The sequence below is a fragment of the Pseudomonas sp. URIL14HWK12:I12 genome (assembly GCF_003097135.1).
In the GTDB taxonomy this organism is placed as follows: Bacteria; Pseudomonadota; Gammaproteobacteria; order Pseudomonadales; family Pseudomonadaceae; genus Aquipseudomonas.
The window spans coordinates 99,462-126,459 of record NZ_QEQL01000007.1; the positions used below are offsets into that span (position 1 = coordinate 99,462).

A 26,998-nucleotide genomic window follows, 5' to 3' on the forward strand; every position below is an offset into this window, starting at 1 on the left:
CGGGTTTCAAGCCAGGCTCTTCTCGAAGATTTTCGAATTACGCTGGAAGTTGTACAGCGAAGCCCGCGCCGCCGGCAGGCGCTCGACCCCGCTCGGGGCGAACCCACGCTCGCGAAACCAGTGGGCGGTCCGGGTCGTCAGCACGAACAGGGTATTGAGCCCCCCTGCACGGGCGCGCTCCTCGATGCGCTCGAGCAGCTCATCGCCGCGCCCGCCGTGGCGGTACTCGGGGTTTACCGCAAGGCACGCCAGCTCGCCGGCATCCGAGTCGGCGATTGGGTACAGCGCGGCACAGGCGATGATCATCCCTTCGCGTTCGACCACGCTGAAATGCTCGATCTCCCGCTCCAGCACCTCCCGTGAACGGCGTACCAGGATCCCTTGCTCCTCCAGCGGGCTGATCAGGTCGATCAACCCGCCAACATCCTCGATGTTCGCCTCGCGCACTCGCTCGAATTGCTCCTGGGCGACCAGCGTACCGCTACCGGCCCGGGTGAACAGCTCGCTGAGCAGTGCGCCGTTCTCGGCATAGCTGACGATATGGCTGCGCGCAACGCCCCCCTTGCAGGCCTGGGCGGCGGCATCGAGCAACTCACCCTGGTAGTTGGCAGGGCCCAGCCGCTCTAGGTGCGCAGGCACCTGCTGCGGGCTGATTTCCCGGACCAGCTTGCCTTGGGCATCCAGCAGCCCAGGTTCGGCGCCGAACAGCAGCAGCTTGTCGGCAGCCAGGTCGATCGCGGCGCGGGTGGCGACGTCTTCGCAGGCCAGGTTGAAGATTTCACCGGTGGGCGAATAGCCGATGGGCGACAAGAGCACGATGGCGCGCTCGTCGAGCAGGCGGTTGATGCCCTTGCGGTCGATACGCCGCACTTCACCGGTGTGTTGGTAGTCCACCCCGTCAAGTACACCGATGGGTTTGGCGGTCACCAGGTTGCCGCTGACGATGCGCAGGCGTGAGCCCTGCATCGGCGAGGAGGCCATGTCCATCGACAGCCGCGCCTCGATAGCCAGGCGCAGGCTGCCAACTGCGTCGATCACGCATTCCAGGGTAGCCGCGTCGCTGATGCGCAGCCCTTCGTGATAACGCGGTTCCAGGCCGCGGGCGTGCAGCCGTGCTTCGATCTGCGGGCGGGAGCCGTGAACCAGGATCAAGCGCACCCCGAGGCTGTGCAGCAGCACCAGGTCGTGAACGATATTACCGAAGTTGGGGTGCTCGACCCCGTCCCCCGGGAGCATCACCACGAAGGTGCAGTCCCGGTGGGCATTGATGTAAGGAGAAGCGTGGCGTAGCCAGTTGACGTATTCGGGCATTAGACAAGGCCTGTAAGCAGTTCGGGACGAAAGCGCGGGGCAACGAGGGCGGGGATCATCGTCGTAACAGGCTTGGCAACACGCGCGTGCTCCTTGGTCGGCAAATTGAATACGGGTGGCTTGTGCCAGCGGTCAGCCTTGTTCGAGGCAGTAGTGCTGGATCAGTTCACGCAATAGACGCACGGTAGGCTGCAAACGTGACATTTCAAGGTATTCGCCGGGCTGGTGAGCGCAGCGGATGTCGCCCGGCCCCAGCACCAGGGTTTCGCAACCCAGGGCCTGGAAGTACGGCGCCTCGGTGCCGAAGGCCACCGCCTCGGCGGTGTGGCCGGTGAGCCGTTCGGCCACTTTCACCAGCTCGGCATCGGCACGCTGCTCGAACGGGGGCACCTCACCGAACAGCGGCTTGTAGTCGATCTTGACCTGGTGGCGCTGGGCAAGCGGCTGCAATTTTTGCTGGATCGCCTGGCGCAAGGCGGCAGGGTCCATGCCGGGCAACGGGCGCAGGTCGAACTCAAGGGCACACTGGCCGCAGATACGGTTGGGGTTGTCACCGCCATGGATGCAGCCCAGGTTCAGGGTGGGTGACGGCACGCCGAACTGCGGGTTGTTGAATTCACGTTGCCATTGCTGGCGCAGGCCCATCAGCTCGCCCATCACCGCGTGCATCGCTTCCAGGGCGCTGTGGCCCAGGCTCGGGTCGGAGGAATGGCCGCTCTGCCCAAGGATGTCGATACGCTCCATCATCACGCCTTTGTGCAGGCGGATCGGCTTGAGCCCGGTCGGCTCGCCGATCACCGCCGCGCGCCCCAAGGGGCGGCCTGCATCGGCCAGTGCCTTGGCGCCGGACATCGAGCTTTCCTCGTCGCAGGTCGCCAACACGATCAGCGGTTGGCGAAACGGCTGGCTCAGAAGCGGCTGCACGGCCTCGATGATCAACGGGAAGAAGCCTTTCATGTCGCACACGCCCAGGCCCAACCAGCGGTCACCCGCCTCGGTGAGCTTGAGCGGGTCGGTTTGCCAAAGGCTTTCGTCGAACGGCACGGTGTCGCTGTGGCCGGCCAATACCAAGCCGCCTGGGCCGGTGCCGAAGGTGGCCAGAAGATTGGCCTTGCCCGGCGCCACTGGCTGGACTTCGCAGCGAAACCCAAGGTCGTGCAACCAACCGGCCAGCAGATCGATCACGGGCTGGTTGGGCATGTCGAGCGAGGCCTGGGTACAACTGACCGAAGGCGTCGCGATCAGTGCGGCAAATTGCTCTTTGAGGGACGGCAATGGCATGAGGCTTCTCCCGGTGTGGCGTTCACTATAGAACCATTGAGCCACTGGAATAAACCGCGTACTGCCTGGGTGGGTTACACTTGCGCATTCCTTCCGCTTCGACGCAACGCCTTTCACGGCGCCTGGATTCATCCTGCCATGCATAAAGAAACCGAAATCAAACTGCGGGTCAGCCCCGAAACTCTGGCCGCGCTGCGCGAGCACCCGTTGCTGAAAAAGCGCAACAAGAGCGGCTGGTCGACCCACGAGCTGGCCAACCAGTACTTCGACACCGCTGAGCGTGACCTGGCCGGCGCCAAGGTCGCCCTGCGCATTCGCCGCGACGGCGAGCAGATCATCCAGACGCTCAAGACCCGCGGCCAGAGCGTCGCTGGGCTCTCCGAGCGCAACGAATTCAACTGGGACCTGAGCAAACCCAAGCTTGACCTGAAAAAGCTGGACGACCAGTGCTGGCCTGCCGCCTTGGCCGAGCTCGACAAGAAGACCATCAAGCCGGCTTTCAGCACCGACTTCACCCGTGAAAAGGCCGAGATCGCCTGGGGCCGCGGCAAGGCCAAGGTCGTGATCGAAGCCGCACTGGACCAAGGCCAGGTCACGGCTGGCAAGCTCAAGGAGCCGATCTGCGAGCTGGAGCTCGAACTGCGCGAAGGCGAGCCGGCAGCGCTGCTGGAGCTGGCTGAAGAGCTGGCGCAAACCCTGGCGCTGATGCCGTGCGACATCAGCAAGGCCGAGCGTGGCTACCGCCTGTTCGACGCGGGCAGCTACAGCGTGGCCCTGCCCCAACCGGCGCTGGCCGCCGAGCAATCGCTCGATGATGCCTTCGCGGCCATCGCCTGGCACTTGCTGGGCAGCAGCCAGCGCCTGGCCGAGCAGTACCGCTTCAATGGCCATTGGCGGCTGCTGCAGGACTGGGTGCAGTGCCTGGGCGAGCTGCGCGCCCTACTTGGCAGCCTGGGCCAGGCCGCCCCGCGGGCGACCACCCGTGAACTGCGCGGCGCGCTGGACGCGCTGCTGGAAGACTGGCGCCCGCTGGTGGAGGCCGGTATCGAAGACGAAGACGTTCGCCAGGCCGCCCCTGAGCAGTTTGCCGAGGAGCTGCAAGACCCGCGCTGGGGGCACTTTTCCTTGAGCCTGTCGCGTTGGCTGCTTGCCACCGGCTGGAAGGCCGAACGCAATAACCGAGGCGAAAAACTCGGCGCGGTGCCATTGGCCAATTGGCTGGCAACCTTCCTGGCCGACGAAGGCAATGCAGTGCAACTGGACCGCTACCGCCAGCAGCCCGAAGACCTGGCCGAGCAGCTGCCACGTTTGGAGCGCCTGCTGGTGTGGCTGCATTACGCCCGCAATGTGCTGGAGCTTCCTGAACTCGACCGCGTTTATGGCGAGCTGAGCAAGTTGCACCAATTAGCCACCCAGCCGCTGACCGACGAAAGCCGACCGCAGCGCAGCGAGCACGCCCTGGCGGTGTCGCGCCTAGTTGGTTGGAAAGCCTTGGTCAAGGCCTGAGCGCCAGAGGCTTTGCCGTAATGCATAGTCACACAGCTGCAGTGGCTTAGCCTCACGACCCCGCTATGCTTGCCAGTCCCCGGCCATGGATGGCCCCGTGACAAGGCAACACGCCATGCTTCATTACGCCCACCAGGCAGACCAGCCCCTGGTACCCGGCCAACTGCTCGACCGCCTGCAGGCTCAGGGCCTGGTCTCTACGGTCGATGCCCAGCAACTCCGTGTGCACCAGGCGCACGGTCGCCCTCAGCACGCCTTGGTGCAGCTCGCCGAGCTCCAGCTGCCCGACCCTGCCCACCCCGGGCGATACCTCACCCTCGACTGGTTGACCCGCTGGCTGGCCAGGGAAGCGGGGCTGCCTTGGCGGCGAATCGACCCCAATACCCTGGATGCCCGCCGCCTGGCAGGGGTGATGTCCGAGGCGTTTGCGCGTCACCATCAGTTGCTACCGCTCGAAGTCGACACCCGCAGGCTGGTGATCGCGTGCGCAGAGCCCTGGGTAGTGGCCTGGGAAGCAGACCTGGCCACCGCAACGGGCCTTGAAATCGAGCGAGTGCTCGCCAACCCCGAAGACATCGCACGGCATATCGACGCCCTGTTCAAGCTGGCGCGGTCAATGACGGGGGCATGCGAGGCGCAGGCCGAAATCGAGCAGATGCAGCGCCCGCCTGAGGCCCAGGATGCGCCCATCATCGATTTGGTCGACTGGCTGCTGAACCATGCCTTCGAGCGACATGCCAGCGACATTCACCTCGAGCCGCGAGAGGCTCAGGCGCAGGTTCGGATGCGCATCGACGGCGCCCTCGTACCGATACAAAACCTCCCCGCCCCGGTCGCCCTGGCGGCCGTCAGCCGCCTGAAGGGGCTGGCAGGCATGAACCTGGCCGAGCGGCGCAAGCCGCAGGATGGCCGTTATCGGCATGCCACCCCTTCGGGGCAAGTCGTCGAGCTGCGCTTGGCGACATTGCCGACGGCCTATGGCGAAAAGCTGGTGCTACGGCTGTTCGATGCCAGTGTGCTGAGCAAGTCGTTCACTGACCTGGGCCTCTCCGGGGCACTGCTGGGCCGGTGGCAGGAAGCAATCAAACGCCCCAACGGAATCATCCTGGTCACAGGGCCTACCGGCTCAGGCAAAACCACGACGCTCTATGCCACCCTGCAGGCACTGGCACGCCCGGAGGTCAACATATCGACCGTCGAAGACCCCGTCGAGCTGGTACACCCGGCGCTGAATCAGATGCAGGTACGCCCGGCGATCGACCTGAATTTCGCCAGCGGCCTGCGGGCCCTGATGCGCCAAGACCCAGACATCATCATGGTGGGCGAGATACGCGACGAGGAAACTGCGCGCATGGCCACGCAGGCCGCACTCACAGGCCACCTCGTGCTTTCGACGTTGCACACCAACGATGCCCCCGGTGCGGTGAACCGGTTACGGGAGCTGAGCGTAGCGCCCTACCTCATCAGTGCAACGCTGGTGGCAGTGATGGCGCAGCGGCTGATCCGCTTGCTTTGCGAGCATTGCAAGCAGGCCCAACCGCTGGCAGAGGGCCAGTGGCAAACGTTGATCCAGCCCTGGCGTTGCCGCCCCCCGGCCCAGGTCTACCGAGCCGTCGGTTGTGAACAGTGCAACCAGGGCTACAAGGGCCGATTGGCGATCTATGAATTGATGTCGGTGAACGCGCAGATGCGCGAGGCGATAGGCACAGGCACACCCCTTGCACCGCTGGCGCTGAACGGGGGCCTGCAGCCGCTGCGAGTCGCAGCAGCACTGCGCCTGGCAGCCGGGCACACGAGCATCGAAGAGGTGCTGAGGGTAACCACAAGCTAGCGGGGAAAATCAGCCCGGTGGCTGAACTGAACGCAGATCGGGCCGATCAAAGCCTGAGTAAACACACCCAAGGAGTTTCGAACATGCGCTGGAAAACCGCTGTAGCCACTGCTGCTTTGCTTTCACTGCCCGTAGGCTCGGCCATGGCCGATACGTTCTGGCGCAACATCCTGTCGTCAGGTGCTACCACCGCCTCGACTTACCTGACCTTCAAGGATCACAAGATGGTCGTTGCAGCGCAGGACGACGCCGGCAGCTTCGTAGCAAGTGACGGCGCTATCCGCGGGCCGTTCCTGGAAGCGGCCATGCAGAAGATTCGCACCGACAACCCGGGTATGCAGGCCAGCGACATGGACCTGGCCAATGCCATTCTGGCCAAGAACGCCATTGCCGATCAGTGAGGAGCGCCGGGAGCGCCGGGCGTTGTGCCCGGCCTCTGCACTTATTCGCCGATAGCCGCCTTATAGCCCGCGGCATCAAGCAGTTTCTGCAGGTCGGCAGAGTCATTGGGCTTGATCTTGAAAAACCAGGCTTCGTACGGCTGCTCGTTGACCAGCTCTGGCGAGTTAGCCAGTTCATCGTTCACGGCAACCACCTCGCCTGCCACCGGTGCATAGATATCTGACGCAGCCTTCACAGACTCAACGACGGACAGGTTGCCACCGGCGTCAACCAGCTTGCCCACCTCAGGCAGCTCAACGAACACCACATCGCCCAGCGCCTCCTGGGCATGATCGGAAATCCCGACGGTAACGGTGCCATCGGCCTCCAGGCGAGCCCACTCGTGGCTTTCGGCATAGCGCAGGTCGGCGGGGATGTTGCTCATAGGTCACTCCTCAGCAATTCGGCGGCGTTACGCCATGTTCAATGTGTTTAAACCAGGATCTTGCCATGGCGCACGAAGGTCGGCCTGACCACCCGCACCGGCAGCCACCGGCCGCGAATTTCCACCTCGGCTCGCTCACCCGTGGCAACCGGTACTCGAGCCAGTGCGATGGACTTGTTCAGCGTAGGCGAGAAACTACCACTGGTAATGGCGCCTTCGCCAACTCCAGCGATACGCACCACTTGCTGTGCCCGTAATACGCCGCGCTCTTCCAGCACCAGGCCGACCAGCTTGCTGCCCGGCCCTCGGGCCGCTTCGGCTTCCAGCGCCGCACGGCCGATGAAGGTGCGTTCAGACGGGTGCAGGGCAATGGCGGCTGCGAGGTTGGATACCAGCGGCGAATGCTGCTCGTCCATATCCTGGCCATAGAGGTTCAGCCCAGCCTCCAGGCGCAACGTATCGCGCGCCCCCAGGCCAATAGGTGAAATGCCCGCCCCTACCAGTTCGTTGAAGAACGCGACGGCCTGGTCGGCTGGCAGGAGAATCTCGACGCCGTCTTCGCCGGTGTAGCCGGTGCAGGCGATGAACCAGTCGCCATCCTGGCACCCTTCGAATGGGCGCAGCTTACCGATCAGCTCACCGCGCGCATGGCTGACCAACGACGCCAGGCGCTCGCGCGCTCTCGGCCCTTGGACAGCGAAGATCGACAGATCAGGGCGCTCGGTAAGGGTCACGGCGTGGCCGCCGGCATGCTCGCGCAGCCAGGCCAGGTCACGCTCGCGGGTAGCGGCGTTGACGATCAGCCGGTAGCTGCTGTCGAGCCGGTAGATCACCAGATCGTCGATCACCCCGCCCGCTTCATTGAGCATGGCGCTGTACAGGGCCTTGCCGGGGCCGGCGAGCCGGCTGACATCATTGGCCAGCACCTGGCCCAGCCACGCGCTGGCCGCCGGGCCACCGACGTCGATGACTGTCATATGGGAAACATCGAACACGCCGCAATCGCTGCGTACCTGATGGTGCTCCTCGACCTGCGATCCATAATGCAGGGGCATGTCCCAACCGCCAAAATCGACCATCTTGGCCCCCAGGGCCAAATGCAGGTCATACAAAGGCGTACGCTGTCCCATGGGTGTCTCCTTCCGGGCGTTGCGAAAGGCTCACGGGCCGATACAGCCCCTGGTGCCTTTTTTTGCCGCGCATTGTAGCCGCAAGCGGCCAGCGAGGCACCTCAATGCAGCCGGGCGGAGCGGCGAATCAAACCAATCACCGGCAGCAGCCCCACCAACACCAGCGATAACGCGGGCAAGGCGGCACGGGCCCACTCGCCCTCGCTGGTCATTTCAAACACCTTGACCGCCAATGTGTCCCAGCCAAAAGGGCGCATCAGCAGCGTAGCGGGCATTTCTTTCAGAACGTCGACGAACACCAGCAGGCCTGCACTCAGTGCGCCAGGAAGCAGCAGCGGCAGGTAGACGCGCCGTAGCAAGGGTACGCCTGCCACGCCCAGGCTGCGCGCGGCCTCAGGCAATGAGGGCTTGATACGCGACAGCGCGTGCTCCAACGGCCCGTGAGCCACCGCCAGAAACCGCACCAGGTAGGCCAGCACCAGCGCCCCCAGGCTGCCCAGCAACCAGGCCCGGCCGGCCAATGGAATCACCAGAACACGGTCCAGGTAGCTGAACGCCATCATGATTGAAACCGCCAACACCGAGCCGGGCAAGGCATAACCCAGGTTGGCGAGGCCCACCAACGCACCCATGCCACGCCCCGGGGTCAGCCGGCGGGAAAAGGCGAGCAGCAGTGCGACTGCAACGGTAAAGCCAGCTGCCACGGCCCCCAGCGACAGCGTGTGCCCCACCAGGGCCAGATAGCGCTCATCCAGGTCGAACCGACCGCGCTGCCACACCCACACCAGCAGTTGCAGCACGGGAATGACGAACGCACAACCGAACACAAACAGGCACCAGCCGCTGGCGAGCAAGGCGCGCCAGCCGGCCAGGCGGTACAGGGGCTGGGTGCGCGCCCGATCCTGCCCGGCGCCGATGGAGCGGCGAGTGGCGCGCTCGGTATAGAGCATCAGCATCACCAACAACAGCAGCAGGCTTGCCAGCTGTGCGGCGGTACCCAAGCTGAAGAAGCCGTACCAGGTCTTGTAGATGGCCGTGGTGAAGGTATCAAAGTTGAACACTGAAACAGCGCCGAAATCGGCCAGGGTTTCCATCAGCGCAAGACCCACGCCCGCCCCGATGGCGGGCCGGGCCATGGGTAGCCCGACGCTGGCGAACGCCCGCCAAGGCGAATGGCCCAATGAGCGCGCCGCTTCCATCAGCCCGCGCCCCTGAGACAGGAAGGCCGTGCGTGCGAGCAGGTACACGTAGGGGTAGAAGACCAGCACCAGCACGATGATCACGCCGCCCGTGGAGCGCACGCGAGGAAAGCGAAACCCGCTCCCGAACCCTTCTCGCCACAGGCTTTGCACAGGGCCGGCAAAATCGAACAGCCCGACGAAAACGAAAGCCAGCACATAGGCGGGTATCGCGAAAGGCAGCATCAGTGCCCAGTCGAGCCAGCGCCTGCCGGGGAATTCGCACAGCGCCGTGAGCCATGCCAGGCTGACGCCCAATAGCGTGACGCCCAGCCCAACCCCCACTACCAGCACCAGCGTGTTGCCGAGCAGGCGAGGCAACTGCGTGCTCCACAGGTGCGCCCAGATTTCGTGATCGATGCTCTGCCAGCTCAGGGCCAGCACACACAGGGGAAGCAGGACCAACGCTGCGGCAGTTGAAGCGATTAGCCACCAGTGGCCGCGGCTACTCGGTGGCAAGGGTCAGTTCCAGCCCGCGCGGTCCATCATGCGGATGGCCTCGGCCTGGCGCCGGCCGGCCACTTCCACCGGCAGCGTGTCGGCCTTGAATGTGCCCCAGCTGGCGACTTCTGCCGAAGGGGCAACGGCGGGGTTGGCAGGAAACTCCTGGTTGACGCCGGCGAAGATTGCTTGCGCCTCAGCGCCCGTCATCCACTCCACCAGCGCCTTGGCCGCCTCAGGATGTGGCGCGTGGCGAGTCAGGCCGATGCCGGACAGGTTCACGTGCACGCCGCGGTCCGCCTGGTTGGGCCAGAAGAGCTTCACCGGCAGCGACGGGTCTTGCTTGTGCAGGCGCCCGTAGTAATAGCTGTTGACGATACCCACATCGCACTGGCCTGCGGCGATGGCCTGCAGCACGGCGATATCGTCGGAGAACACGTCGGTGGAGAGGTTGTTCACCCAGCCTTTTAGAACCTGCTCGGCCTGCTCGGCGCCATGGGTTTCGATCAAAGTCGCGGTGAGCGACTGGTTGTAGACCTTCTTGGCGGTACGCAGGCACAGGCGCCCTTCCCAGGGTTTACCGGCCAGAGCCTCGTAGGTGGATAGCTCGGCCGGCTGAACGCGCTCGGTGGAGTAGGCGATGGTGCGCGCACGCAGGCTGAGGCCCGTCCAGGCGTGGCTGGCCGCGCGGTATTGCGGTGGGATGTTGGCGTCGACCACCTTCGAGTCGAACGGCTGCAGGATGCCCATCTGTTCGGCCTGCCAGAGGTTGCCGGCGTCGACGGTGAGTAGAAGGTCAGCCTTGGCGTGCTCGCCCTCGGCTTTGATGCGCTGCATCAGCGGCGCTTCCTTGTCGGTGATGAAGCTCACCTTCACGCCGGTACGCTCGGTGTAGGCGTCGAACACTGGCTTGATCAGCTCGTCGATGCGCGAGGAGTACACCACCACCTCTTCAGCGGCCTGGGCCAGCGCGGAGCACGCCAGCAGGGTGATGGAAGCCAGAAGACGGGTGCATGCCGACATGGAGCCGAGCCTCGCTAGGAAAACGGAGGCCGGATGATAGGCAATCTCATTTCCCCAGACAAAGCGAACCGGTTACCGAATGTTACGGCCTGGCCAGCGCCGGCAAGTCGCCACTCAGCCCGAGTGCCTGGCGCACGAACAGGGCCTTGGCATCCGGCAATTGCTGCACCCACTTCAGCCCGGTATTGCGCAGCCAGCGCAGCGGTAGGGGGTCGGCCTGAAACAAGCGCTCGAAGCCTTCCATGGCCCCCATCAGCGCCAGGTTGTGCGGCATGCGGCGGCGCTCGTAACGCTCCAGCACCTTGAGGCTCGCCAGCCGTTCGCCGCGCTGATGGGCATGCAGCAGTTCCTCGGCCAGCACGGCGGCATCGAGCAGGCCCAGGTTCACGCCCTGCCCTGCCAATGGGTGGATGGTGTGGGCCGCATCGCCGATCAGCGCCAGGCCAGGCTGCACGTAACGCTTGGCATGGCGTTGGCGCAGCGGCACGCAGAGCCGAGGGTCGGCAGCCACTACCTGGCCCAGGCGCGATTCGAAGGCACGCTCGAGTGCAGCAGTGAAGGCCTGGTCGTCCAGGGCCATCAATGCCTGGGCCTGCTCAGGCGTAGTCGACCAGACAATCGAACTCCAGTGTTCACCGGCCGGGTGCGCCAATGGCAGGAATGCCAACGGGCCGTCATCGGCGAAGCGCTGCCAGGCCGTGGCCTGGTGGGGCTTGGCCGTGCGCACGCTGGTGACGATCGCGTGGTGCAGGTAATCCCACTCGCGGGTGGGGCAGCCTGCCAGCCGGCGCACGGCCGAATTGGCACCGTCGGCCGCGATCACCAACGGTGTGCGCACGGCCTGGCCATTGCTGAGGGTGAGCAACCAGCCATCGCCGGAGTGGCGCAATTGCTCAAGCCGCGCGTTGGGTACCTGCTCAATGTCGGTGCCGGGCAATTGTTCGAGCAGCGCATCCTGCACCACGCGGTTTTCGACGATATGGCCGAGCATCGGCGCATGCACTGAGCTGGCACTGAAATGGATGGCCCCCGTGCCGCTGCCATCCCATACCCGCATGTCGGAATAGGGGCTGACTCGCCGGCTTTGCATGGCTGGCCAGGCGCCCAACCGTTCGAACATCCGCTGGCTGGCAGCCGACAAGGCGCTGACCCGAGGCTCGAAACGGGCGGCAGGGTCGAACGCATTCGGTTGCAGCGGGCCTGCGTCGATCAGCACCACGCTCAGGCCGCTGCCACGCAATGCCAGTGCCAGGGCACTGCCGACCATGCCAGCGCCGACGATGGTGACCTGCGCGTCTATTTGCATGCCTGCGTCCCTATCCATTGTGTTCATCCCAGGGCGAGCCCCGGCCGAGTGCCCAACCCCATGGCTATGCGAGCGAAGGCCTGTTTGGCAGGAGGTAGCAGGTCGAGCGCCAGAAGGCCCGCCCCCCTGGCGCCTGCCAGGCCCCGGGTAGAGCTGGAAAAAAGCCGCGTCACCTGGTCGGAGAAACCGACCGTGATCAGTTGATCGCGGCGCTGCGCTACTTGCCAGGCCTGCAGGGTGGCAAAATCACCTGGCGCCTGCTCGCTGCCGGCCAGTGCCTGCGCCAGTGCCTGCGCGTCACGCAGCGAGAGGTTGAAACCTTGCCCGGCGATGGGGTGCAGGCTGTGCGCCGCGTTGCCCAGCACCGCCAGGTGCGGGCGCGCCTGCTCCTGCGCTTGCACCAGCGCAAGCGGGTAAGCGTGGCGAGCCCCGAGCTGGCGCAATGCGCCCAGGCGATAGCCGAACGCCTGCTGCAAATGGCCGATGAATTCGCGCTCGGGCATGGCCAGCAAGCGCTTGGCCTCGGCGGGTTTGCGGGTCCAGACCAGGGCGCAGCGACCTTCAGCCATTGGCAGCAGCGCCAGCGGCCCATCCTGGGTGAAACGCTCGAACGCCTGGCCGGCATGGCCCTGGCTGAACGACACGTTGGCAATCAGTGCGGTCTGGTCGTAAGCGGTGGTAGCCACAGCGATACCCAGCTGCTCGCGCAAGCTCGAGCGGCCACCGTCGGCCAACACGGCCAAGCCACAAGTGACCTGCGACTCGTCGCCCAGGGTCAGGCGGTAGCCTCCCTCGCACGCTTCGAGCCGCTCCACCTGCGCCGGGCACCGCCACTGGACGACGTCAGGGTCCAGTGCTTGCCAGAGGCAATGACCGAGCCAGGCGTTTTCGACCACGTAGCCCAAGGCAGGAACACCCTGCTGCGCAGCGTCCAGCCGGGCAGCACCGAGCCGGCCCTGTTCAGACACGTGAATGTGCTCGATACCGGCGCTGCGTTCACTGATGGCCTGCCACAGGCCAAGCCGTTCGTAGATCAGCCGCGAGCCATAGGCCAGGGCAGAGCTGCGGGCATCGTAACTGGGTTGGTAACTGTCACCGGGCGCATAGGGCTCGACCATCAGGATCGACCAGCCACGCGCCTTGGCCTGTGCCTGCAGCAGCAACGCCAGGCTGGCGCCGACCAGCCCCCCACCGATGATGGCGATATCGAAACGGCTCACGCTACCCCGCCCTGCGCCATCAACGCCTCGACTTGCTCGACTGACTTGGGCACACCGCTGGTAAGGATCTCGCAACCCTGGCGGGTAACGACCACGTCATCCTCGATGCGCACACCGATGCCGCGCCATTTTTTCGCGACTCGGGTGTTGTTGGGGGAGATGTAGATCCCCGGCTCGACAGTAAGCGCCATGCCGGGCTCCAGCACGCGCCACTCACCGCCGACCTTGTATTCGCCAACGTCATGTACATCCATACCCAACCAGTGGCCGGCGCGATGCATGTAGAACTCACGGTGAGCGTCGGCTTCGATCAGGGCATCCACTTCGCCCTCCAGTAACCCGAGGTGCACCAGGCCTTCGGTGATCACGCGCACAGTCGCTTCATGCGCCTGGTTCCAGTGTTTGCCCGGCGCGATCTGGGCGAATGCAGCCTCTTGGGCAGCCAGCACCAGCTCGTAGATTGCTCGCTGCTCGGTTGAGAACCGGCCGCTGACCGGGAAGGTGCGGGTGATGTCGCTGGCATAACAGTCGATTTCACAGCCTGCGTCGATCAATACCAGGTCGCCACTTTTGAGCACCGCGTTGTTTTCCTGGTAGTGCAGGATGCAGGCGTTGCGGCCAGCCGCGACGATCGAGCCATAGGCTGGCATGCGCGCTCCGCCGCGGCGGAACTCGTAGTCAAGCTCAGCTTCGAGGCTGTATTCGTGCAGCCCAGGCCGAGCAGCCTGCATGGCGCGGATGTGCGCCCGGGCCGAGATGGCCGCTGCCTCGCGCATCACCTTCACTTCCGCGGCCGACTTGTACAGGCGCATGTCGTGCAGAAGATGATCGAGCGCGACGAACTCGTTCGGCGGCTGAGCGCCGAGCCGCGCCTTGGCGCGGATGGTGTTGATCCACTCCATCAGGCGGCGGTCGAATTCGGGGTTGCTGCCCATGGCCGTGTAGACGCGGTCGCGGCCTTCGATCAGGCCAGGGAGGATGTCATCGATGTCGGCGATGGGAAACGCATCGTCCGCACCAAAACGCTCGATCGCACCGTCCTGGCCGGCGCGCAGGCCATCCCAGAGTTCACGCTCCGGGTCGCGCTCGCGGCAGAACAGCACGTATTCGCCATGCTCGCGCCCCGGGATCAGGGCGATGACCGCTTCAGGCTCAGGGAAACCGCTCAGGTACTGGAAGTCGCTGTCCTGGCGATACACATGCTCAACGTCACGGTTGCGGATAGCCACCGCAGCGGCTGGAAGGATCGCAATGCTGTTGGGCACCATCTGCGCCATCAGCGCCTTGCGCCGGCGCGCGTATTCGGGCTTGGGTATCTGAGCCATGGGCAGGCGGTATACTCCCGTCGATCAGTGCAAGGAAGGTTTCGGCTGGGTAGGCTCGGGCTTGGCCAGCTCGGTGAACAGCAGCAACGGCGCCACGCGCAGGTATTCCATTACTTCCATGTAGTCGCCCTCGCCGTCTTCGGACTCTTCGAGTGCGTCTTGCACTTGGGCAATGGCGGCAAGGTCTTGCAGCACTTCGCGTGCATCGTTACTCAAGGCACGGTCTCCGGCGATCAGGCCGAAGCCGCCCAGAAAGCCCTGGCACCACTGGCCGAGCGCGACAGCACGCTCGCGAAGCGGCGCATCGTCGTTGGGCAGCAAGAGCACCACGGTGATGTCGTCGCCAGTAAGTTCGGTCTTGACCATCTCCAGCAGGCCCAGCAACGCCTGGCGAATGTTGTCGGCAGGCTCGGCCGCCAGCAGCTCGGCCGCATCGGCCAGCCAGCCCTCGGCGTCGAAGCCTGCACCGGCGCAGCAGCGGCCCAGCAGCAGGCCATGCAGCTCAGCGGGCGAAACGGGATGGCCAGCGGCTGAAAGCAGCGTAGCGAAGGCTTGATAGGGCGAATTGGGAGTCGTCATGGGCAGCTAGGCGCAAGGCAGCGCAATGTCTAGAATAATGGCCCTGTATCCTACACCGGCAGGTAAGCCAAGACCATGACCGGAGCCAAGGTGGAACGCCATGGCCATCCTCAGGTCTTCATTCGTTCGGACGCCCCATTTTCAGGACTGCCTCGCACCCCATGGAACAGAACGACCTGCAAGAATTGATGGACAGGCTCGAACGCCTGATCGACCGCGTCGAGCACCTCAAGCGGCAGAACAGCCAATTGCTTGCGCAAGAGAAGCATTGGCGTGAAGAGCGCGCCCAACTGATCGAAAAGAACGAAATCGCGAGGCGCAAAGTGGAATCGATGATTTCCCGCCTCAAGGCCCTGGAGCAAGATTCATGAGTTCGAGCAATAGCGTGACTGTGCAGATCCTCGACAAGGAATATTCGATCATGTGCCCGCCGCAGGAGCGCGGCAACTTGTTGGCCGCTGCCCGCTACCTGGACGGCAAGATGCGTGAGATCCGCAGTGGTGGCAAAGTGATCGGCGGCGAGCGCATTGCGGTGATGGCTGCCCTGAACATCGCCCACGACCTGCTCAACCGCAAGGACAGCCCCGACCTGCCGGCCAGCGGCGCCACCCGCGACCAGGTGCGCAGCTTGCTCGAGCGCGTCGACCTGGCATTGGCACCTGACCAGGAGCCACCCAAGGGCTGAATCTCGTGGCGCATTGCGATATACTCTTTATCGCTCCCTGAAGTATGCGCCAGTCGGTTATGTCCCTGAGCCGATACGCACAACCACGGAAGTTACACGCTAGGCTGGTGTGCATGTCCGCTCGACGGAAAGCCTTAAAGCCTGCTGTAACCTCCACCTTGAACTTTCGGGTTCAAGGGCTACACCGACAGCGGTTCGTCGGGGAGCCCCATTCTCGAACCTGGCTCGGGCCGTCCTGCCCATGATCGAAGCAGCTTCGCTTTCCCGTGGTCAACTGCGCCGGCAACTACGCAATGCCCGCAAGGCGCTCGGCCCTGCCCAGCAGCGCAAGGCCGCCCAAGGCCTATACCGGCAACTGGCCCAGCATCCGCTGTTCCGCCGCGCAAAACACATTGCCCTGTACCTGCCCAACGATGGTGAAATCGACCCTCGCCCCTTGCTGCGCGCGGCACAGAGACGAGGCAAACGCACTTACCTGCCGGTGCTAAGTGCCTGGCCGCGTACCCATATGCGATTTCAGCGTATCGACGCCGGTGAGCGCCTGCGCCGCAACCGTTTCGGCATCCCGGAGCCGATCATTACACCGAGGCGGCAACGCGCCATCTGGGCGCTGGACCTGATCCTGCTGCCTTTGGTGGGGTTTGACGATGCCGGCGGCCGGTTGGGGATGGGCGGCGGCTTCTACGACAGGAGCCTGGCCTACAGGGCTCGCCGGCAGCAATGGCAGAAACCATTGCTGCTGGGGCTGGCGCATGAATGCCAGCGCGTGGACAAACTGGCCCAGGCCAGTTGGGACGTACCGCTGGCCGGCACCCTGACCGACCAGCGCTGGTACTTGGCATAGGCGCCGTACGCAACGGCGCCCGCTTAGCGCAGCGGAACGGCGTAGGTGGCTTCCAGGCGCCCCTCGCCGCTTTTGCCCCAAAGGCTCTGCGCATACCCGGTGGTGACGATGCCCAAACCGAACAACAAGACCAAAACCCACAACATATCCGGTTTACGACGCATCGTTTGCCCCCCTCCAGGCATACAGAAGATCATTGCCAACTTCACCCTCATGGTTCAGTTGATCCAAAAGCGCGCGCATTCTCCGCCAAGAGTTCCCTAGGCGCAAATGCAGTTTCCGACCAATCGTCGGTTATTTTCAAGCTGGCAAAGTGCCCTGCCAGTACGCTCACTATTTCGAAGCAAAGGACGTTCCAGCATGGCCTATTGGCTGATGAAATCAGAACCCGATGAGTTGTCCATCGACGCCTTGGCACAGCTTGGCACCGCGCGCTGGGATGGCGTGCGCAACTACCAGGCACGCAACTTCCTGCGGGCGATGCAGCCGGGTGACACATTCTTCTTCTACCACTCCAGCTGCCCGAAACCGGGCATTGCGGGCATTACCCGCATCCGCACGGCAGCCTACCCCGACCCTGCCGCACTCGACCCCTCCAGCCTTTACCACGACGCTAAAGCCACTGCGCAAAAGAACCCCTGGAGCGCGCTGGACGTCGAGCATGTCCGTACTTTCAAACATTTGATCGGGCTGGCCGTGCTGAAACAGCAAAGCGCCCTTGCCGAGCTGCCGCTGGTGCAAAAAGGCAGCCGCTTGTCGGTGATGCCTGTAACCGAGGCGCAGTGGCAGGCGGTGCTGGCCTTAGGCTAAGCAGCTTTGGTGCCCTACTGGACGATCAGGTTATTGAACAGGAGGTCTTCGACGATCGGTTTGCCTTCCTCGTCGTTAAGCACTTGCTGGGTTTGCTTGAGCGCTTCCTGGCGCAGCTTTTCCTTACCCTCCATGGTGCTCATGGCTTCGGCGGTCTGCTGGGTGAACAGCTGCACCAACTGATTGCGGATCAACGGCTCGTGGTGCTTGACCGCAGCCTCTGCCTCGGCACCGGTGATCTTGACGGCGATATCGGCTTTGTAGACGTGCAGGCGCGGGCTACCGTCGAGGGCGTAATTGCCCACGAAGGGAGGGTTGAAGCTGTAATAGGTCACTTTGTTGGCATTGGCTTCTTTCCCGCCTTCTTCGGCGAAGGCGCCGGCCGGCAGCGCCAGAGCGAGAAACAACAGGGTCCAGGCTTTCACGTGGTTGGCTCCTTGATAGATGCGCCAAGCATAGCGGCAGGCGCACAAACATACAGGAGCTTATCGGCAGCCGGTGCTCAAGCCTTAGCAGCCAGGCAACGCTTGATACGTGATTCGAGCAGCAGGTCAGGCATCGCGTGGCTACGCAGTGCGGCAATGGTTTGCTCGACGTAGTCACGGGTAGTGCCATAACGACCGCTGGCACTTGCCAGTATCTGTAGTAACAGGTCGTCGGGAAGGTTGCCTGCGTAACAGGGCAGATGGCGCTCGAGCACAAACCCCAAGGCCCTTATACGCTGCCCGCCTTCCAGTCGGCAGCTGAGCCAGTGAGGCCGATAAGAGGGATAGGGCATCTCGCGGCGCCACAGCGCCAACAACGCCTGTTCCAGACCCTCTTCAGGCAGGCGGAAGGCGAAGCCACTGCACGAGCCACCCCGGTCCAGCCCGAACACCAGGCCTGGCTGAGCAGGCGTACCGCGGTGCTCATGCGACCAAAGGTAAAGCCCGCGGTGATAGCCGAACACCCGCGCCCGCCTGCGCTCGACACTGCTGCATTCGGGCCGCCAGATCAGTGAGCCGTATGCGAAGAGCCACACCGGGCCGCCCTGGTGCAGGCGCATGGTCTGCTGGAGCGAGCAGGTGAGTTGTTCATCGGTCAGTTGCGGGCCGAAATCCAGTACCGGTGGATAAGCTGGGCGGCACAGCGCTGTGGGTTCGATGGACGACATGACGCGAACCTAATATCCCCGTGCATAGCGGCTGGCGCTATACACTTCAAGCCAAAGCAAGTTCCCCTGGCTTTACCGTACGGCAGTGCTTGCCTGCCTGGCAAGCACCTGCGCGCTATAAGGTTATTCAGGCACGGGGTGCGTAGGCAAAAACGTCGGCGCGCATCTGGTGCGCGTCCATGCCCGCTTCGACCAAAGCGTCCAAGGTGGCATAGATCATGTTGGGTGAGCCGCTGGCGTAGACATGCACGCCCGACAACTGCGCAATATCCTCACGCACGGCTTCATGCAGCAGGCCGCAGCGCCCTTCCCAACCGCACAGGTCGCTGACCACTTTGTGCAAATGCAGATTAGGCGTGCTTTCCCACTGCGCCCAGTGCTCTAGCTGATAGAAGTCTTCAGGCCGTCGAACGCCCCAGTACAAATGGACTGGGTGATGGAAACCCTGCTCGCGGCAATGCTCGATCAGGCTCTGCATCTGCGCCATACCCGTGCCAGCGGCGATCAGCACCAGCGGGCCGCCTGGCAGCTCAGCCAGGTGCGTGTCGCCGTAAGGCAGATGTACACGAGCGGTACCCTCACGCTGTAGCTGCGCCAGCAATGCCTGTGCACTGGCTTCGCGGCCCAGTACATGCAGCTCCAGCTCACGGCCGCTGTGGGGCGCCGAGGCCAGGGAAAACGCCGACTGGCCGCCACCGTCTCGCTCGATCATCAGGTATTGCCCGGCGTGATACCGAGGCAGCTTGCCCGCCGGGGCGCGCAGGCGTACCCGCCAGACATCACCCCCGACCTCCGCGCATTCGATGACCTGGCAACCGAAGGCGCGCGCCGGCAGCGCACCCATCGCCAGCACGCCGTCCCACAAGACCACGCAATCTTCCAGCGGCTGCGCGATGCAGGCATAGAACTCACCGTGGTCCCGCACCTCGCCGCCCTGCCGCACGCGGCCTTCCACCAACAGCGCCGTGCACACGTGGCAGTTACCGTTGCGGCAACTATTAGGGCATTCATGACCCAGCCGCTGGGCCGCCGCCAGGATGGTTTCGCCCGGTAGGGCCTCCAATACCGCCCCGGAGGGCTGCAAGGTCACGCGCATCAGTCGATTCCCAACTGGTTCCAGAGTTCGTCGACGCGCCGAGTGATCGCGTCGTCCTTGACTATCACACGCCCCCACTCACGGCTGGTTTCACCCGGCCATTTATGAGTGGCATCGAGCCCCATCTTGGAGCCGAGCCCGGAAACTGGAGACGCAAAATCCAGATAGTCGATCGGTGTGTTGTCGATCATGACCGTGTCGCGCTTGGGGTCCATACGCGTGGTCACGGCCCATATCACATCGTTCCAGTCGCGGGCATTGATGTCATCGTCAGTGACGATAACGAATTTTGTGTACATGAACTGACGCAAAAACGACCAGACCCCCAACATCACGCGCTTGGCATGTCCCGGGTACTGCTTTTTCATCGTCACAACCGCCATCCGGTAGGAGCAACCTTCCGGGGGCAGGTAGAAATCGGTGATCTCCGGGAATTGCTTCTGCAGAATCGGCACGAACACCTCATTGAGTGCCACGCCCAGAATCGCCGGCTCATCCGGCGGCCTGCCCGTATAGGTACTGTGGTAAATGGGGTTGCGCCGATGGGTGATGCGTTCGACGGTAAAGACCGGGAAGGTGTCAACTTCGTTGTAGTAACCGGTATGGTCGCCATAAGGGCCTTCGGGAGCCATTTCGCCGGGGTGGATCACCCCCTCGAGCACGATCTCTGCGCTGGCCGGCACCTGCAACTGATTGCCACGGCATTTGACCAGCTCGGTGCGGTGCCCGCGAAGCAGGCCGGCGAAAGCATATTCGGAGAGCGAATCGGGAACCGGCGTGACCGCACCGAGAATCGTGGCGGGGTCGGCACCCAGTGCCACCGCCACCGGGAAGGGCTCCCCCGGGTGCTTCTCGCACCATTCGCGATAATCCAGCGCACCGCCCCGGTGGCTGAGCCAGCGCATGATCACCTTGTTGCGGGCAATCACCTGCTGGCGGTAGATACCCAGGTTCTGCCGGTCCTTGTTGGGCCCCTTGGTAACGGTGAGCCCCCATGTGATCAACGGAGCTACGTCGCCCGGCCAGCAGTGCTGGATCGGCAGCTTGCCAAGGTCGACCTCGTCACCTTCCAGCACCACTTCATGACAGGGTGCATCCTTGAGCACTTTGGGTGCCATGGAAATGATCTTTTTGAAGATCGGCAGTTTCGACCAAGCGTCGCGCAGGCCCTTCGGAGGCTCCGGCTCCTTGAGAAAGGCCAGCAGCTTGCCGATTTCACGCAGCTCGCCAACGTCTTCAGCCCCCATGCCCAGCGCAACTCGCTCCGGGGTGCCGAACAGGTTACCCAGCACCGGCATCGAGTGGCCCACCGGGTTTTCGAACAACAGCGCGGGCCCTTTGCGGCGCAGCGTACGGTCGCAGATTTCGGTCATTTCCAGCACCGGCGACACCGGCACCTGAATGCGTTTGAGAGCGCCGCGCTGTTCCAGCTGCTGCACGAAGTCCCGAAGGTCCTTGAATTCCATTGGCCACGCCACTGACAGATTGAGGGCTATATCCTACCTGTTGGCAGCGCCTAAAAAAAATGGCGCCCGACAGGGGCGCCATTTTTCGAAGCGGTACGCAGTGTTTACTTGCGCTTCATCGACAGGAAGAACTCGTCGTTTGTCTTGGTTTGCTTGAGCTTGTCGATCAGGAACTCGATTGCGGCAACTTCGTCCATCGGGTGCAGAAGCTTGCGCAGGATCCAGATGCGTTGCAGCTCGTCGTCGGCGGTCAGCAGCTCTTCGCGGCGAGTGCCGGAGCGATTGATATTGATGGCGGGGAAGACGCGCTTCTCGGAGATGCGGCGGTCCAGCGGCAGCTCCATGTTGCCCGTGCCCTTGAACTCTTCGTAGATGACTTCATCCATCTTCGAGCCGGTTTCGACCAGCGCGGTGGCGATGATGGTCAGCGAGCCGCCCTCCTCGATGTTACGCGCGGCACCGAAGAAACGCTTGGGCTTCTCCAGCGCATGGGCGTCGACACCACCGGTAAGTACCTTGCCGGAGCTCGGGATTACCGTGTTGTAGGCACGTGCCAGGCGAGTGATCGAGTCGAGCAGGATGACCACATCTTTCTTGTGCTCGACCAGGCGCTTGGCCTTCTCGATGACCATTTCGGCCACTTGCACGTGACGGGTCGGTGGCTCGTCGAAGGTGGAGGCAACCACTTCGCCGCGCACGGTGCGCTGCATTTCGGTCACTTCTTCCGGGCGCTCGTCGATCAGCAGAACGATCAGGTGGCACTCGGGGTTGTTACGGGTGATGTTGGCTGCGATGTTCTGCAGCATGATGGTCTTACCGGCCTTGGGCGGTGCGACGATCAGGCCGCGCTGGCCCTTGCCGATCGGTGCGCAGAGGTCGATCACACGGCCGGTCAGGTCTTCGGTGGAGCCGTTGCCAGCTTCCATCTTCAGGCGCTGGTTAGGGAACAACGGCGTCAGGTTTTCGAACAGGATCTTGTTCTTCGCGTTTTCAGGGCGGTCGAAGTTGATCGAGTCGACCTTGAGCAGGGCGAAGTAACGCTCGCCTTCTTTCGGCGGGCGGATCTTGCCGACGATGGTATCGCCAGTCCGCAGGTTGAACCGGCGGATCTGGCTGGGGGATACGTAGATGTCATCCGGGCCGGCCAGGTAAGAGGCATCGGCAGAGCGCAGGAAACCGAAGCCGTCCTGGAGGATTTCCAGCACGCCATCACCGGAGATTTCCTCACCGCTTTTGGCATGCTTCTTCAACAGGGAGAAGATCACATCCTGCTTGCGCGAACGGGCCATGTTTTCGATGCCCATCTGTTCGGCCATTTCGAGCAGATCGGTAATCGGCTTTTGCTTGAGTTCAGTGAGGTTCATAGAGGAGTGACGAGTTCTGGATGGAGGGATTAAGCATTGGGCTCAGGAAAGGCCGCGCCGGGGAGGCGACTGGATCGCGGGTATTCGACTTGGAATGTGTCGGCGGCGACTTGCGAAGGGCACTGAAGATAACAGCGCGAACCCGAATTTAACACCGGAGCATAGGCGCGTCCAGCGTTGCAAACGAAAATAGCCCCGCATTTTGCGAGGCTATATTTCGACCAACTACGGCAGTCAGATATTGGCGTCGAGGAACGCGGCCAACTGGGACTTGGACAATGCACCGACCTTGGTGGCAGCCACTTCGCCATTCTTGAACAGCATCAGCGTCGGGATGCCACGCACGCCGTGCTTGGCTGGCGTTTCCTGGTTTTCGTCGATGTTAAGCTTGGCGACGGTAACCTTGCCTTCATAAGTAGAGGCAATTTCGTCCAGTACAGGGGCGATCATTTTGCACGGGCCGCACCATTCAGCCCAATAATCGACTAGCACAGGGCCCTGTGCTTTAAGCACATCAGCTTCGAAGCTGGCGTCGGTGACGTGCTTGATTTTGTCGCTCATGAGTGTCTCCGTGGTCAACATGTCTGAAAAAAGTGTAAGCATCATAGCCGGCCAAGCCTGCAGCCGGAAGGCTTCGATGATTGACAGTCACTATCGACACCGTTGATACAACGCATACTCCCCTGCGTGATGCATTGGCGCTGCCGCCAGAAAGTGGCAGGATGGCCGCCTGGCCCATTGAGAAAGCCCTGCCATGCCACCTTTAAAAGTCAAGAACCTGTCCCTGGTCGCAGCGATAGACCTCGGCTCGAACAGCTTCCACATGGTGGTCGCCAAGCCGCATCAAGGCGATATTCGCATCCTTGAGCGGCTGGGTGAAAAAGTACAATTGGCTGCCGGCATCGATGAGCAGCGCCTGCTCAGCGAAGAGGCCATGCAACGGGGCCTGGATTGCCTCAAGCGCTTCGCACAACTGATCAACGGGCTGCCCCTGGGCGCCGTGCGTATCGTCGGCACCAACGCCCTTCGCGAAGCGCGCAACCGCAATGAGTTCATCGTGCGTGCCGAGGCGATCCTGGGCCACCCGGTGGAAGTCATCTCTGGCCGAGAAGAAGCGCGCCTGATCTACCTCGGCGTATCCCACACATTGCCCGACACCCCAGGCAAGCGACTGGTGGCCGACATCGGCGGTGGCAGCACCGAATTCATCATTGGCCAACGCTTCGAGCCTTTGATGCGCGAAAGCCTGCAGATGGGCTGTGTGAGCTTTACCCAGCGTTATTTTCGCGACGGCAAGATCACGCCGGCGCGTTATGCACAGGCCTACACCGCCGCACGCCTCGAGATCATGAATATCGAAACGGCCGTGCACCGCCTGGGCTGGGATGAAGGCATCGGGTCATCCGGCACCATCCGGGCCATTGGCGCAGTGCTCAAGGCAGCCGGCCAGACCACCGGCGAGATCACCCCCGAGGGGCTGGCCTGGCTCAAGCGCAAACTGTTCAAGCTCGGCGATGTCGAGAAAATCGACTTCGACGGCATCAAGCCCGACCGCCGCAGCATCTTTCCAGCGGGCCTGGCGATTCTCGAAGCGATTTTCGACGCCCTGACGGTGCAGCGCATGGACCACTGCGAAGGTGCCCTGCGTGAAGGCGTGCTCTACGACCTGATGGGCCGCCATCAGCACGAGGATGTGCGCGAGCGCACACTCAATTCGCTGATGGACCGCTACCACGTCGACCGCGACCAGGCCGAACGCGTCGAGCGCAAGGCGTTGCACGCCTTCGATCAGGTGGCCGCCACCTGGGCGCTTGAGGACGGCACCTGGCGCGACCTGCTGAGCTGGGCGGCCAAGGTTCACGAAGTGGGCCTGGACATCGCCCACTACCATTACCACAAGCACGGCGCCTACCTGATCGAGCATTCCGACCTTGCCGGCTTTTCCCGCGAAGACCAGCAGATGCTCGCCCTTCTGGTGCGCGGCCATCGGCGCAACATTCCCAAGGACCGGTACGCCGAATTCGGCGACGAAGGCATTCAGCTGATTCGCCTGTGCGTGCTGCTGCGTTTCGCCATCCTGTTCCACCACATCCGTGGCACGCAGCAGATGCCCACGGTCGAGCTGAAGGCCGATGGCAACAGCCTGGAGGTAAGGTTTCCCGAAGGCTGGCTAAGCGAAAATCAATTGACCCAGGCTGACTTCGATCAAGAAGCACAGTGGCTGGCGCGAGTGGATTTCCTGCTGACCGTCCACTGAGGCCCACCGCCGGCAGCGGGTCGGCGGCGCCTGACGGCGCGCCGGCCCTGGGGCTACCTATCGCACGATAAGCGCCTGCAAGCTCAGCTTGTCGAGCAGCGCCGCCTGGGCGTTGCGGGGGTTCTGGTTGCCGGTGGGCGTCTGCCGGCTGTAGGTGCCGTCAGGCTGCAGGATCCACGCATGGGTGTTGTCTGTCAGGTACGCTTCCAACTCTTTCTTGACCCGCGTGACCAGCTTCTTGCCCTCGACCGGGAAGCAGGTTTCCACCCGCTTGTCGAGGTTGCGCTCCATCCAGTCGGCGCTGGAAAGGTATAGCTGCTCCTCTCCACCGTTCTGGAAGTAGTAGATACGGGTGTGCTCGAGGAACCGGCCGATCACCGACCGCACCTGAATGTTGTGCGACACCCCTGCGATGCCTGGCCGCAGGCAGCACATGCCGCGCACCACCAGGTCGATGCGCACCCCTGCCTGGCTGGCCTTGTAGAGGGCGCGAATCACCTTGGCGTCGGTCAGCGAGTTGCATTTGGCGACGATGTGCGCCGGCTTGCCCTCTTGAGCGAGCTGGGTTTCCCGGGCGATCATGTCCAGGATGCCCTTCTTGAGGGTGAACGGCGCATGCAGGAGCTTCTTCATGCGCAGTGTCTTGCCCATGCCGATCAATTGCGTGAAGAGCTTGCCGACGTCTTCGCACAGCGCATCATCGGAGGTGAGCAAGCTGTAGTCGGTATAGAGCCGTGCATTGCCGGCGTGGTAGTTACCGGTGCCCAGATGCGCATAGCGAGTGATCTCACCACCCTCCCGGCGCAGGATCAACATCATCTTGGCGTGGGTCTTGAAGCCAACCACACCGTAGATCACCACTGCCCCGGCAGCTTGCAGGCGGCTGGCCAGTTGCAGGTTGGACTCTTCATCGAAGCGCGCGCGCAGCTCGATCACTGCAGTCACTTCCTTGCCGTTGCGGGCGGCGTCCACCAGCGCATCGACGATTTCGGAATTGGCGCCACTGCGGTACAGCGTCTGGCGGACTGCAAGCACGTGCGGGTCTTTGGCAGCCTGGCGCAGCAAGTCGATAACCGGGGTGAACGATTCGAACGGGTGCAACAGCAGCACGTCCTGCTTGCGGATGGTGCTGAACAGGTTTTCGCTGTTCTGCAGAATCTTCGGGATGGCCGGGGTGAACGGTGCGTGCTGCAGCTCCGGGTGGCTGTCCAGCCCAGTGATGCTGAACAGGCGGGTCAGGTTCACCGGGCCGTTGACCTGGTACAGCTCCGACTCGCTCAGGCTGAACTGCTTGAGCAGGTAGTCGGAGAGCTGTTTAGGGCAGGTATCGGCCACCTCCAACCGCACCGCGTCGCCGTAGCGGCGCGAGAACAATTCACCGCGCAACGCGCGGGCGAGGTCTTCGACGTCTTCGGAGTCCAGCGCCAGGTCTGCGTTGCGGGTCAGGCGGAATTGATAGCAGCCCTTGACCTTCATGCCTTGGAACAGGTCGTCGGCATGCGCGTGAATCATCGACGACAGGAACACGTAGTTGTCGCCCGAGCCGCCCACCTCTTCCGGTACCCTGATGATGCGCGGCAAGAGCCGAGGGGCTGGGATGATAGCAAGGCCAGAGTCCCGGCCGAACGCATCGACCCCCTCGAGCTCGACGATGAAGTTCAGGCTTTTGTTGACCAGCAACGGGAAGGGGTGGGTCGGGTCCAGGCCGATAGGCGTGATGATCGGCGCGATTTCGTCGCGAAAATAACGGCGCACCCACGCCTTGACCTTCGGCGTCCAGTAGCGGCGGCGAATGAAGCGCACCTGATGCTTCTCGAGCTCGGGCAGAAGAATGTCGTTGAGGATTGCGTACTGGCGCTGAACCTGAACGTGCACCAGCTCGCTGATCCGGGCGAGCGCCTGGTGCGGCTGAATACCGTCGGCGCTGGCTTGCTCACGGGCGAAATTGATTTGTTTCTTCAGGCCCGCGACACGGATCTCGAAGAATTCGTCCAGGTTGCTGGAGAAGATCAGCAGGAATTTCAGCCGCTCAAGCAGCGGGTAGCTTTCATCGAGCGCCTGTTCCAGCACGCGAATGTTGAACTGCAACTGAGACAGCTCGCGATGGATATAAAGGCTGCTGTCGTCCAGGCTTGGCACCACCGGCGCAGGCGGGGCAGGCTCGGTGGGTTCGACGGGTACCTCGGCAGGCGGCTCGACAACGGGTTCCAACACAGCAGTGGCCTCTTGGACGGCGGTATCGTTCAGCGCTTCATTATTCATGCGAATTCCCTGTAGGGCCATAGCCCTTGAACAGATGATCATGC

The 26,998-nt window shown here is 63.2% G+C and carries 26 protein-coding genes and 1 other RNA gene; 9 read left to right on the plus strand and 18 right to left on the minus strand.

Features of this window, described 5'->3' with window-relative positions; genetic code table 11:
- Window positions 1–6: 6 nt before the first annotated feature.
- Both argA and argE read right to left on the minus strand, forming a co-directional pair.
- Window positions 7–1,311 carry an amino-acid N-acetyltransferase gene (gene argA, locus F474_RS19715; RefSeq protein WP_097088243.1) on the minus strand — a complete coding sequence of 435 codons (1,305 nt, stop codon included), beginning with the start codon at window positions 1,309–1,311 and terminating at the stop codon, window positions 7–9.
- Window positions 1,312–1,443: 132 nt separating this feature from the next.
- Window positions 1,444–2,592, minus strand: coding sequence for an acetylornithine deacetylase (gene argE / locus F474_RS19720; RefSeq protein ID WP_097088241.1), 1,149 nt, complete (start codon window positions 2,590–2,592; stop codon window positions 1,444–1,446).
- A gap of 138 nt (window positions 2,593–2,730) precedes the next feature.
- Between argE and F474_RS19725 the strand changes: the two genes are divergently transcribed.
- The 3 genes from F474_RS19725 (at window position 2,731) to F474_RS19735 (ending at window position 6,330) form a co-directional block, all read left to right on the plus strand.
- Window positions 2,731–4,098: an inorganic triphosphatase gene (locus F474_RS19725; RefSeq protein ID WP_097088239.1), complete on the plus strand. Its 1,368-nt coding sequence runs from the start codon at window positions 2,731–2,733 to the stop codon at window positions 4,096–4,098.
- Between the two features lie 115 nt (window positions 4,099–4,213).
- Window positions 4,214–5,929, plus strand: a complete 1,716-nt coding sequence (locus F474_RS19730; RefSeq protein WP_097088237.1) for a GspE/PulE family protein — start codon at window positions 4,214–4,216, stop codon at window positions 5,927–5,929.
- Window positions 5,930–6,012: 83 nt separating this feature from the next.
- Window positions 6,013–6,330 (plus strand): DUF2388 domain-containing protein, encoded by a 318-nt coding sequence (locus tag F474_RS19735; protein ID WP_097088234.1) that lies wholly within the window; start codon window positions 6,013–6,015, stop codon window positions 6,328–6,330.
- Between the two features lie 41 nt (window positions 6,331–6,371).
- Here the strand turns inward: F474_RS19735 and gcvH are convergent, their stop codons facing one another.
- The 8 genes from gcvH to F474_RS19775 all read right to left on the minus strand — a co-directional run bounded on the left by gcvH (window position 6,372) and on the right by F474_RS19775 (window position 15,017).
- Complete coding sequence (gene gcvH / locus F474_RS19740) at window positions 6,372–6,755, minus strand: glycine cleavage system protein GcvH (protein ID WP_097088231.1); 384 nt, start codon at window positions 6,753–6,755, stop codon at window positions 6,372–6,374.
- 47 nt (window positions 6,756–6,802) lie between these two features.
- The gene (gene gcvT, locus F474_RS19745; RefSeq protein WP_097088229.1) at window positions 6,803–7,885 is read right to left on the minus strand and encodes a glycine cleavage system aminomethyltransferase GcvT; all 1,083 of its coding nucleotides are present in this window, start codon (window positions 7,883–7,885) and stop codon (window positions 6,803–6,805) included.
- Between the two features lie 101 nt (window positions 7,886–7,986).
- Window positions 7,987–9,582 (minus strand): iron ABC transporter permease, encoded by a 1,596-nt coding sequence (locus F474_RS19750; RefSeq protein WP_097088226.1) that lies wholly within the window; start codon window positions 9,580–9,582, stop codon window positions 7,987–7,989.
- A gap of 3 nt (window positions 9,583–9,585) precedes the next feature.
- Window positions 9,586–10,587 carry an extracellular solute-binding protein gene (locus F474_RS19755; protein WP_097088224.1) on the minus strand — a complete coding sequence of 334 codons (1,002 nt, stop codon included), beginning with the start codon at window positions 10,585–10,587 and terminating at the stop codon, window positions 9,586–9,588.
- Window positions 10,588–10,669: 82 nt separating this feature from the next.
- Window positions 10,670–11,893, minus strand: a complete 1,224-nt coding sequence (locus F474_RS19760) for a 2-octaprenyl-3-methyl-6-methoxy-1,4-benzoquinol hydroxylase (RefSeq protein ID WP_097088221.1) — start codon at window positions 11,891–11,893, stop codon at window positions 10,670–10,672.
- A 23-nt stretch (window positions 11,894–11,916) separates the two neighbouring features.
- Window positions 11,917–13,113 (minus strand): 2-octaprenyl-6-methoxyphenyl hydroxylase, encoded by a 1,197-nt coding sequence (gene ubiH, locus F474_RS19765; RefSeq protein ID WP_097088220.1) that lies wholly within the window; start codon window positions 13,111–13,113, stop codon window positions 11,917–11,919.
- Window positions 13,110–14,438 (minus strand): Xaa-Pro aminopeptidase, encoded by a 1,329-nt coding sequence (gene pepP / locus F474_RS19770; RefSeq protein ID WP_097088218.1) that lies wholly within the window; start codon window positions 14,436–14,438, stop codon window positions 13,110–13,112. Before pepP ends, ubiH begins: the two co-directional genes overlap by 4 nt.
- A gap of 24 nt (window positions 14,439–14,462) precedes the next feature.
- A complete protein-coding gene (locus tag F474_RS19775; RefSeq protein WP_097088217.1) occupies window positions 14,463–15,017 on the minus strand; it encodes a YecA family protein in 555 nt (184 codons plus the stop codon).
- 161 nt (window positions 15,018–15,178) lie between these two features.
- On the opposite strand from F474_RS19775, the gene F474_RS19780 reads away from it, so the two are divergent.
- The 4 genes from F474_RS19780 to F474_RS19795 all read left to right on the plus strand — a co-directional run bounded on the left by F474_RS19780 (window position 15,179) and on the right by F474_RS19795 (window position 16,546).
- Complete coding sequence (locus F474_RS19780) at window positions 15,179–15,388, plus strand: TIGR02449 family protein (RefSeq protein WP_097088215.1); 210 nt, start codon at window positions 15,179–15,181, stop codon at window positions 15,386–15,388.
- Entirely contained in the window at window positions 15,385–15,702 is a 318-nt protein-coding gene (locus tag F474_RS19785) for a cell division protein ZapA (RefSeq protein WP_097088212.1), read from the plus strand. Before F474_RS19780 ends, F474_RS19785 begins: the two co-directional genes overlap by 4 nt.
- Window positions 15,703–15,733: 31 nt before the next feature.
- Window positions 15,734–15,911, plus strand: a non-coding RNA gene (gene ssrS / locus F474_RS19790) — 6S RNA.
- A 32-nt stretch (window positions 15,912–15,943) separates the two neighbouring features.
- Complete coding sequence (locus tag F474_RS19795) at window positions 15,944–16,546, plus strand: 5-formyltetrahydrofolate cyclo-ligase (protein ID WP_097088210.1); 603 nt, start codon at window positions 15,944–15,946, stop codon at window positions 16,544–16,546.
- 23 nt (window positions 16,547–16,569) lie between these two features.
- Here F474_RS19795 and F474_RS22725 read toward each other — a convergent pair whose 3' ends face one another.
- The gene (locus F474_RS22725) at window positions 16,570–16,710 is read right to left on the minus strand and encodes a hypothetical protein (protein WP_165830350.1); all 141 of its coding nucleotides are present in this window, start codon (window positions 16,708–16,710) and stop codon (window positions 16,570–16,572) included.
- A 196-nt stretch (window positions 16,711–16,906) separates the two neighbouring features.
- Between F474_RS22725 and F474_RS19800 the strand changes: the two genes are divergently transcribed.
- A complete protein-coding gene (locus F474_RS19800) occupies window positions 16,907–17,356 on the plus strand; it encodes an EVE domain-containing protein (RefSeq protein ID WP_097088209.1) in 450 nt (149 codons plus the stop codon).
- A gap of 14 nt (window positions 17,357–17,370) precedes the next feature.
- Here F474_RS19800 and F474_RS19805 read toward each other — a convergent pair whose 3' ends face one another.
- From F474_RS19805 to trxA, 6 genes are all read right to left on the minus strand, one after another.
- Window positions 17,371–17,781: a flagellar basal body-associated protein FliL gene (locus tag F474_RS19805; RefSeq protein WP_097088206.1), complete on the minus strand. Its 411-nt coding sequence runs from the start codon at window positions 17,779–17,781 to the stop codon at window positions 17,371–17,373.
- A 77-nt stretch (window positions 17,782–17,858) separates the two neighbouring features.
- Window positions 17,859–18,509, minus strand: a complete 651-nt coding sequence (locus F474_RS19810) for a gamma-glutamylcyclotransferase (RefSeq protein WP_097088204.1) — start codon at window positions 18,507–18,509, stop codon at window positions 17,859–17,861.
- A gap of 127 nt (window positions 18,510–18,636) precedes the next feature.
- Window positions 18,637–19,605 (minus strand): CDP-6-deoxy-delta-3,4-glucoseen reductase, encoded by a 969-nt coding sequence (locus F474_RS19815; protein WP_097088201.1) that lies wholly within the window; start codon window positions 19,603–19,605, stop codon window positions 18,637–18,639.
- Window positions 19,605–21,071 carry a 4-hydroxy-3-polyprenylbenzoate decarboxylase gene (gene ubiD / locus F474_RS19820; protein ID WP_097088198.1) on the minus strand — a complete coding sequence of 489 codons (1,467 nt, stop codon included), beginning with the start codon at window positions 21,069–21,071 and terminating at the stop codon, window positions 19,605–19,607. Before ubiD ends, F474_RS19815 begins: the two co-directional genes overlap by 1 nt.
- Window positions 21,072–21,175: 104 nt before the next feature.
- Window positions 21,176–22,435 carry a transcription termination factor Rho gene (gene rho, locus F474_RS19825; protein WP_097088194.1) on the minus strand — a complete coding sequence of 420 codons (1,260 nt, stop codon included), beginning with the start codon at window positions 22,433–22,435 and terminating at the stop codon, window positions 21,176–21,178.
- Window positions 22,436–22,669: 234 nt separating this feature from the next.
- Entirely contained in the window at window positions 22,670–22,996 is a 327-nt protein-coding gene (trxA, locus tag F474_RS19830; RefSeq protein WP_165830351.1) for a thioredoxin TrxA, read from the minus strand.
- Between the two features lie 193 nt (window positions 22,997–23,189).
- Between trxA and ppx the strand changes: the two genes are divergently transcribed.
- Entirely contained in the window at window positions 23,190–24,692 is a 1,503-nt protein-coding gene (ppx, locus tag F474_RS19835) for an exopolyphosphatase (protein WP_097088191.1), read from the plus strand.
- A 57-nt stretch (window positions 24,693–24,749) separates the two neighbouring features.
- On the opposite strand, the gene ppk1 is transcribed toward ppx, so the two are convergent.
- Window positions 24,750–26,954 (minus strand): polyphosphate kinase 1, encoded by a 2,205-nt coding sequence (gene ppk1, locus F474_RS19840; RefSeq protein WP_097088189.1) that lies wholly within the window; start codon window positions 26,952–26,954, stop codon window positions 24,750–24,752.
- Between the last annotated feature and the right edge of the window lie 44 nt (window positions 26,955–26,998).

Coding starts and splice junctions, on each gene's coding strand:
- argA (WP_097088243.1), bottom strand. CDS start 1,311: ATGCCCGAATACGTCAACTGGCTACGCCACGCTTCTCCTTACATCAAT.
- argE (WP_097088241.1), bottom strand. CDS start 2,592: ATGCCATTGCCGTCCCTCAAAGAGCAATTTGCCGCACTGATCGCGACG.
- F474_RS19725 (WP_097088239.1), top strand. CDS start 2,731: ATGCATAAAGAAACCGAAATCAAACTGCGGGTCAGCCCCGAAACTCTG.
- F474_RS19730 (WP_097088237.1), top strand. CDS start 4,214: ATGCTTCATTACGCCCACCAGGCAGACCAGCCCCTGGTACCCGGCCAA.
- F474_RS19735 (WP_097088234.1), top strand. CDS start 6,013: ATGCGCTGGAAAACCGCTGTAGCCACTGCTGCTTTGCTTTCACTGCCC.
- gcvH (WP_097088231.1), bottom strand. CDS start 6,755: ATGAGCAACATCCCCGCCGACCTGCGCTATGCCGAAAGCCACGAGTGG.
- gcvT (WP_097088229.1), bottom strand. CDS start 7,885: ATGGGACAGCGTACGCCTTTGTATGACCTGCATTTGGCCCTGGGGGCC.
- F474_RS19755 (WP_097088224.1), bottom strand. CDS start 10,587: ATGTCGGCATGCACCCGTCTTCTGGCTTCCATCACCCTGCTGGCGTGC.
- F474_RS19760 (WP_097088221.1), bottom strand. CDS start 11,893: ATGCAAATAGACGCGCAGGTCACCATCGTCGGCGCTGGCATGGTCGGC.
- pepP (WP_097088218.1), bottom strand. CDS start 14,438: ATGGCTCAGATACCCAAGCCCGAATACGCGCGCCGGCGCAAGGCGCTG.
- F474_RS19775 (WP_097088217.1), bottom strand. CDS start 15,017: ATGACGACTCCCAATTCGCCCTATCAAGCCTTCGCTACGCTGCTTTCA.
- F474_RS19780 (WP_097088215.1), top strand. CDS start 15,179: ATGGAACAGAACGACCTGCAAGAATTGATGGACAGGCTCGAACGCCTG.
- F474_RS19785 (WP_097088212.1), top strand. CDS start 15,385: ATGAGTTCGAGCAATAGCGTGACTGTGCAGATCCTCGACAAGGAATAT.
- F474_RS19795 (WP_097088210.1), top strand. CDS start 15,944: ATGATCGAAGCAGCTTCGCTTTCCCGTGGTCAACTGCGCCGGCAACTA.
- F474_RS22725 (WP_165830350.1), bottom strand. CDS start 16,710: ATGCGTCGTAAACCGGATATGTTGTGGGTTTTGGTCTTGTTGTTCGGT.
- F474_RS19800 (WP_097088209.1), top strand. CDS start 16,907: ATGGCCTATTGGCTGATGAAATCAGAACCCGATGAGTTGTCCATCGAC.
- F474_RS19810 (WP_097088204.1), bottom strand. CDS start 18,509: ATGTCGTCCATCGAACCCACAGCGCTGTGCCGCCCAGCTTATCCACCG.
- F474_RS19815 (WP_097088201.1), bottom strand. CDS start 19,605: ATGCGCGTGACCTTGCAGCCCTCCGGGGCGGTATTGGAGGCCCTACCG.
- ubiD (WP_097088198.1), bottom strand. CDS start 21,071: ATGGAATTCAAGGACCTTCGGGACTTCGTGCAGCAGCTGGAACAGCGC.
- rho (WP_097088194.1), bottom strand. CDS start 22,435: ATGAACCTCACTGAACTCAAGCAAAAGCCGATTACCGATCTGCTCGAA.
- trxA (WP_165830351.1), bottom strand. CDS start 22,996: ATGAGCGACAAAATCAAGCACGTCACCGACGCCAGCTTCGAAGCTGAT.
- ppx (WP_097088191.1), top strand. CDS start 23,190: ATGCCACCTTTAAAAGTCAAGAACCTGTCCCTGGTCGCAGCGATAGAC.
- ppk1 (WP_097088189.1), bottom strand. CDS start 26,954: ATGAATAATGAAGCGCTGAACGATACCGCCGTCCAAGAGGCCACTGCT.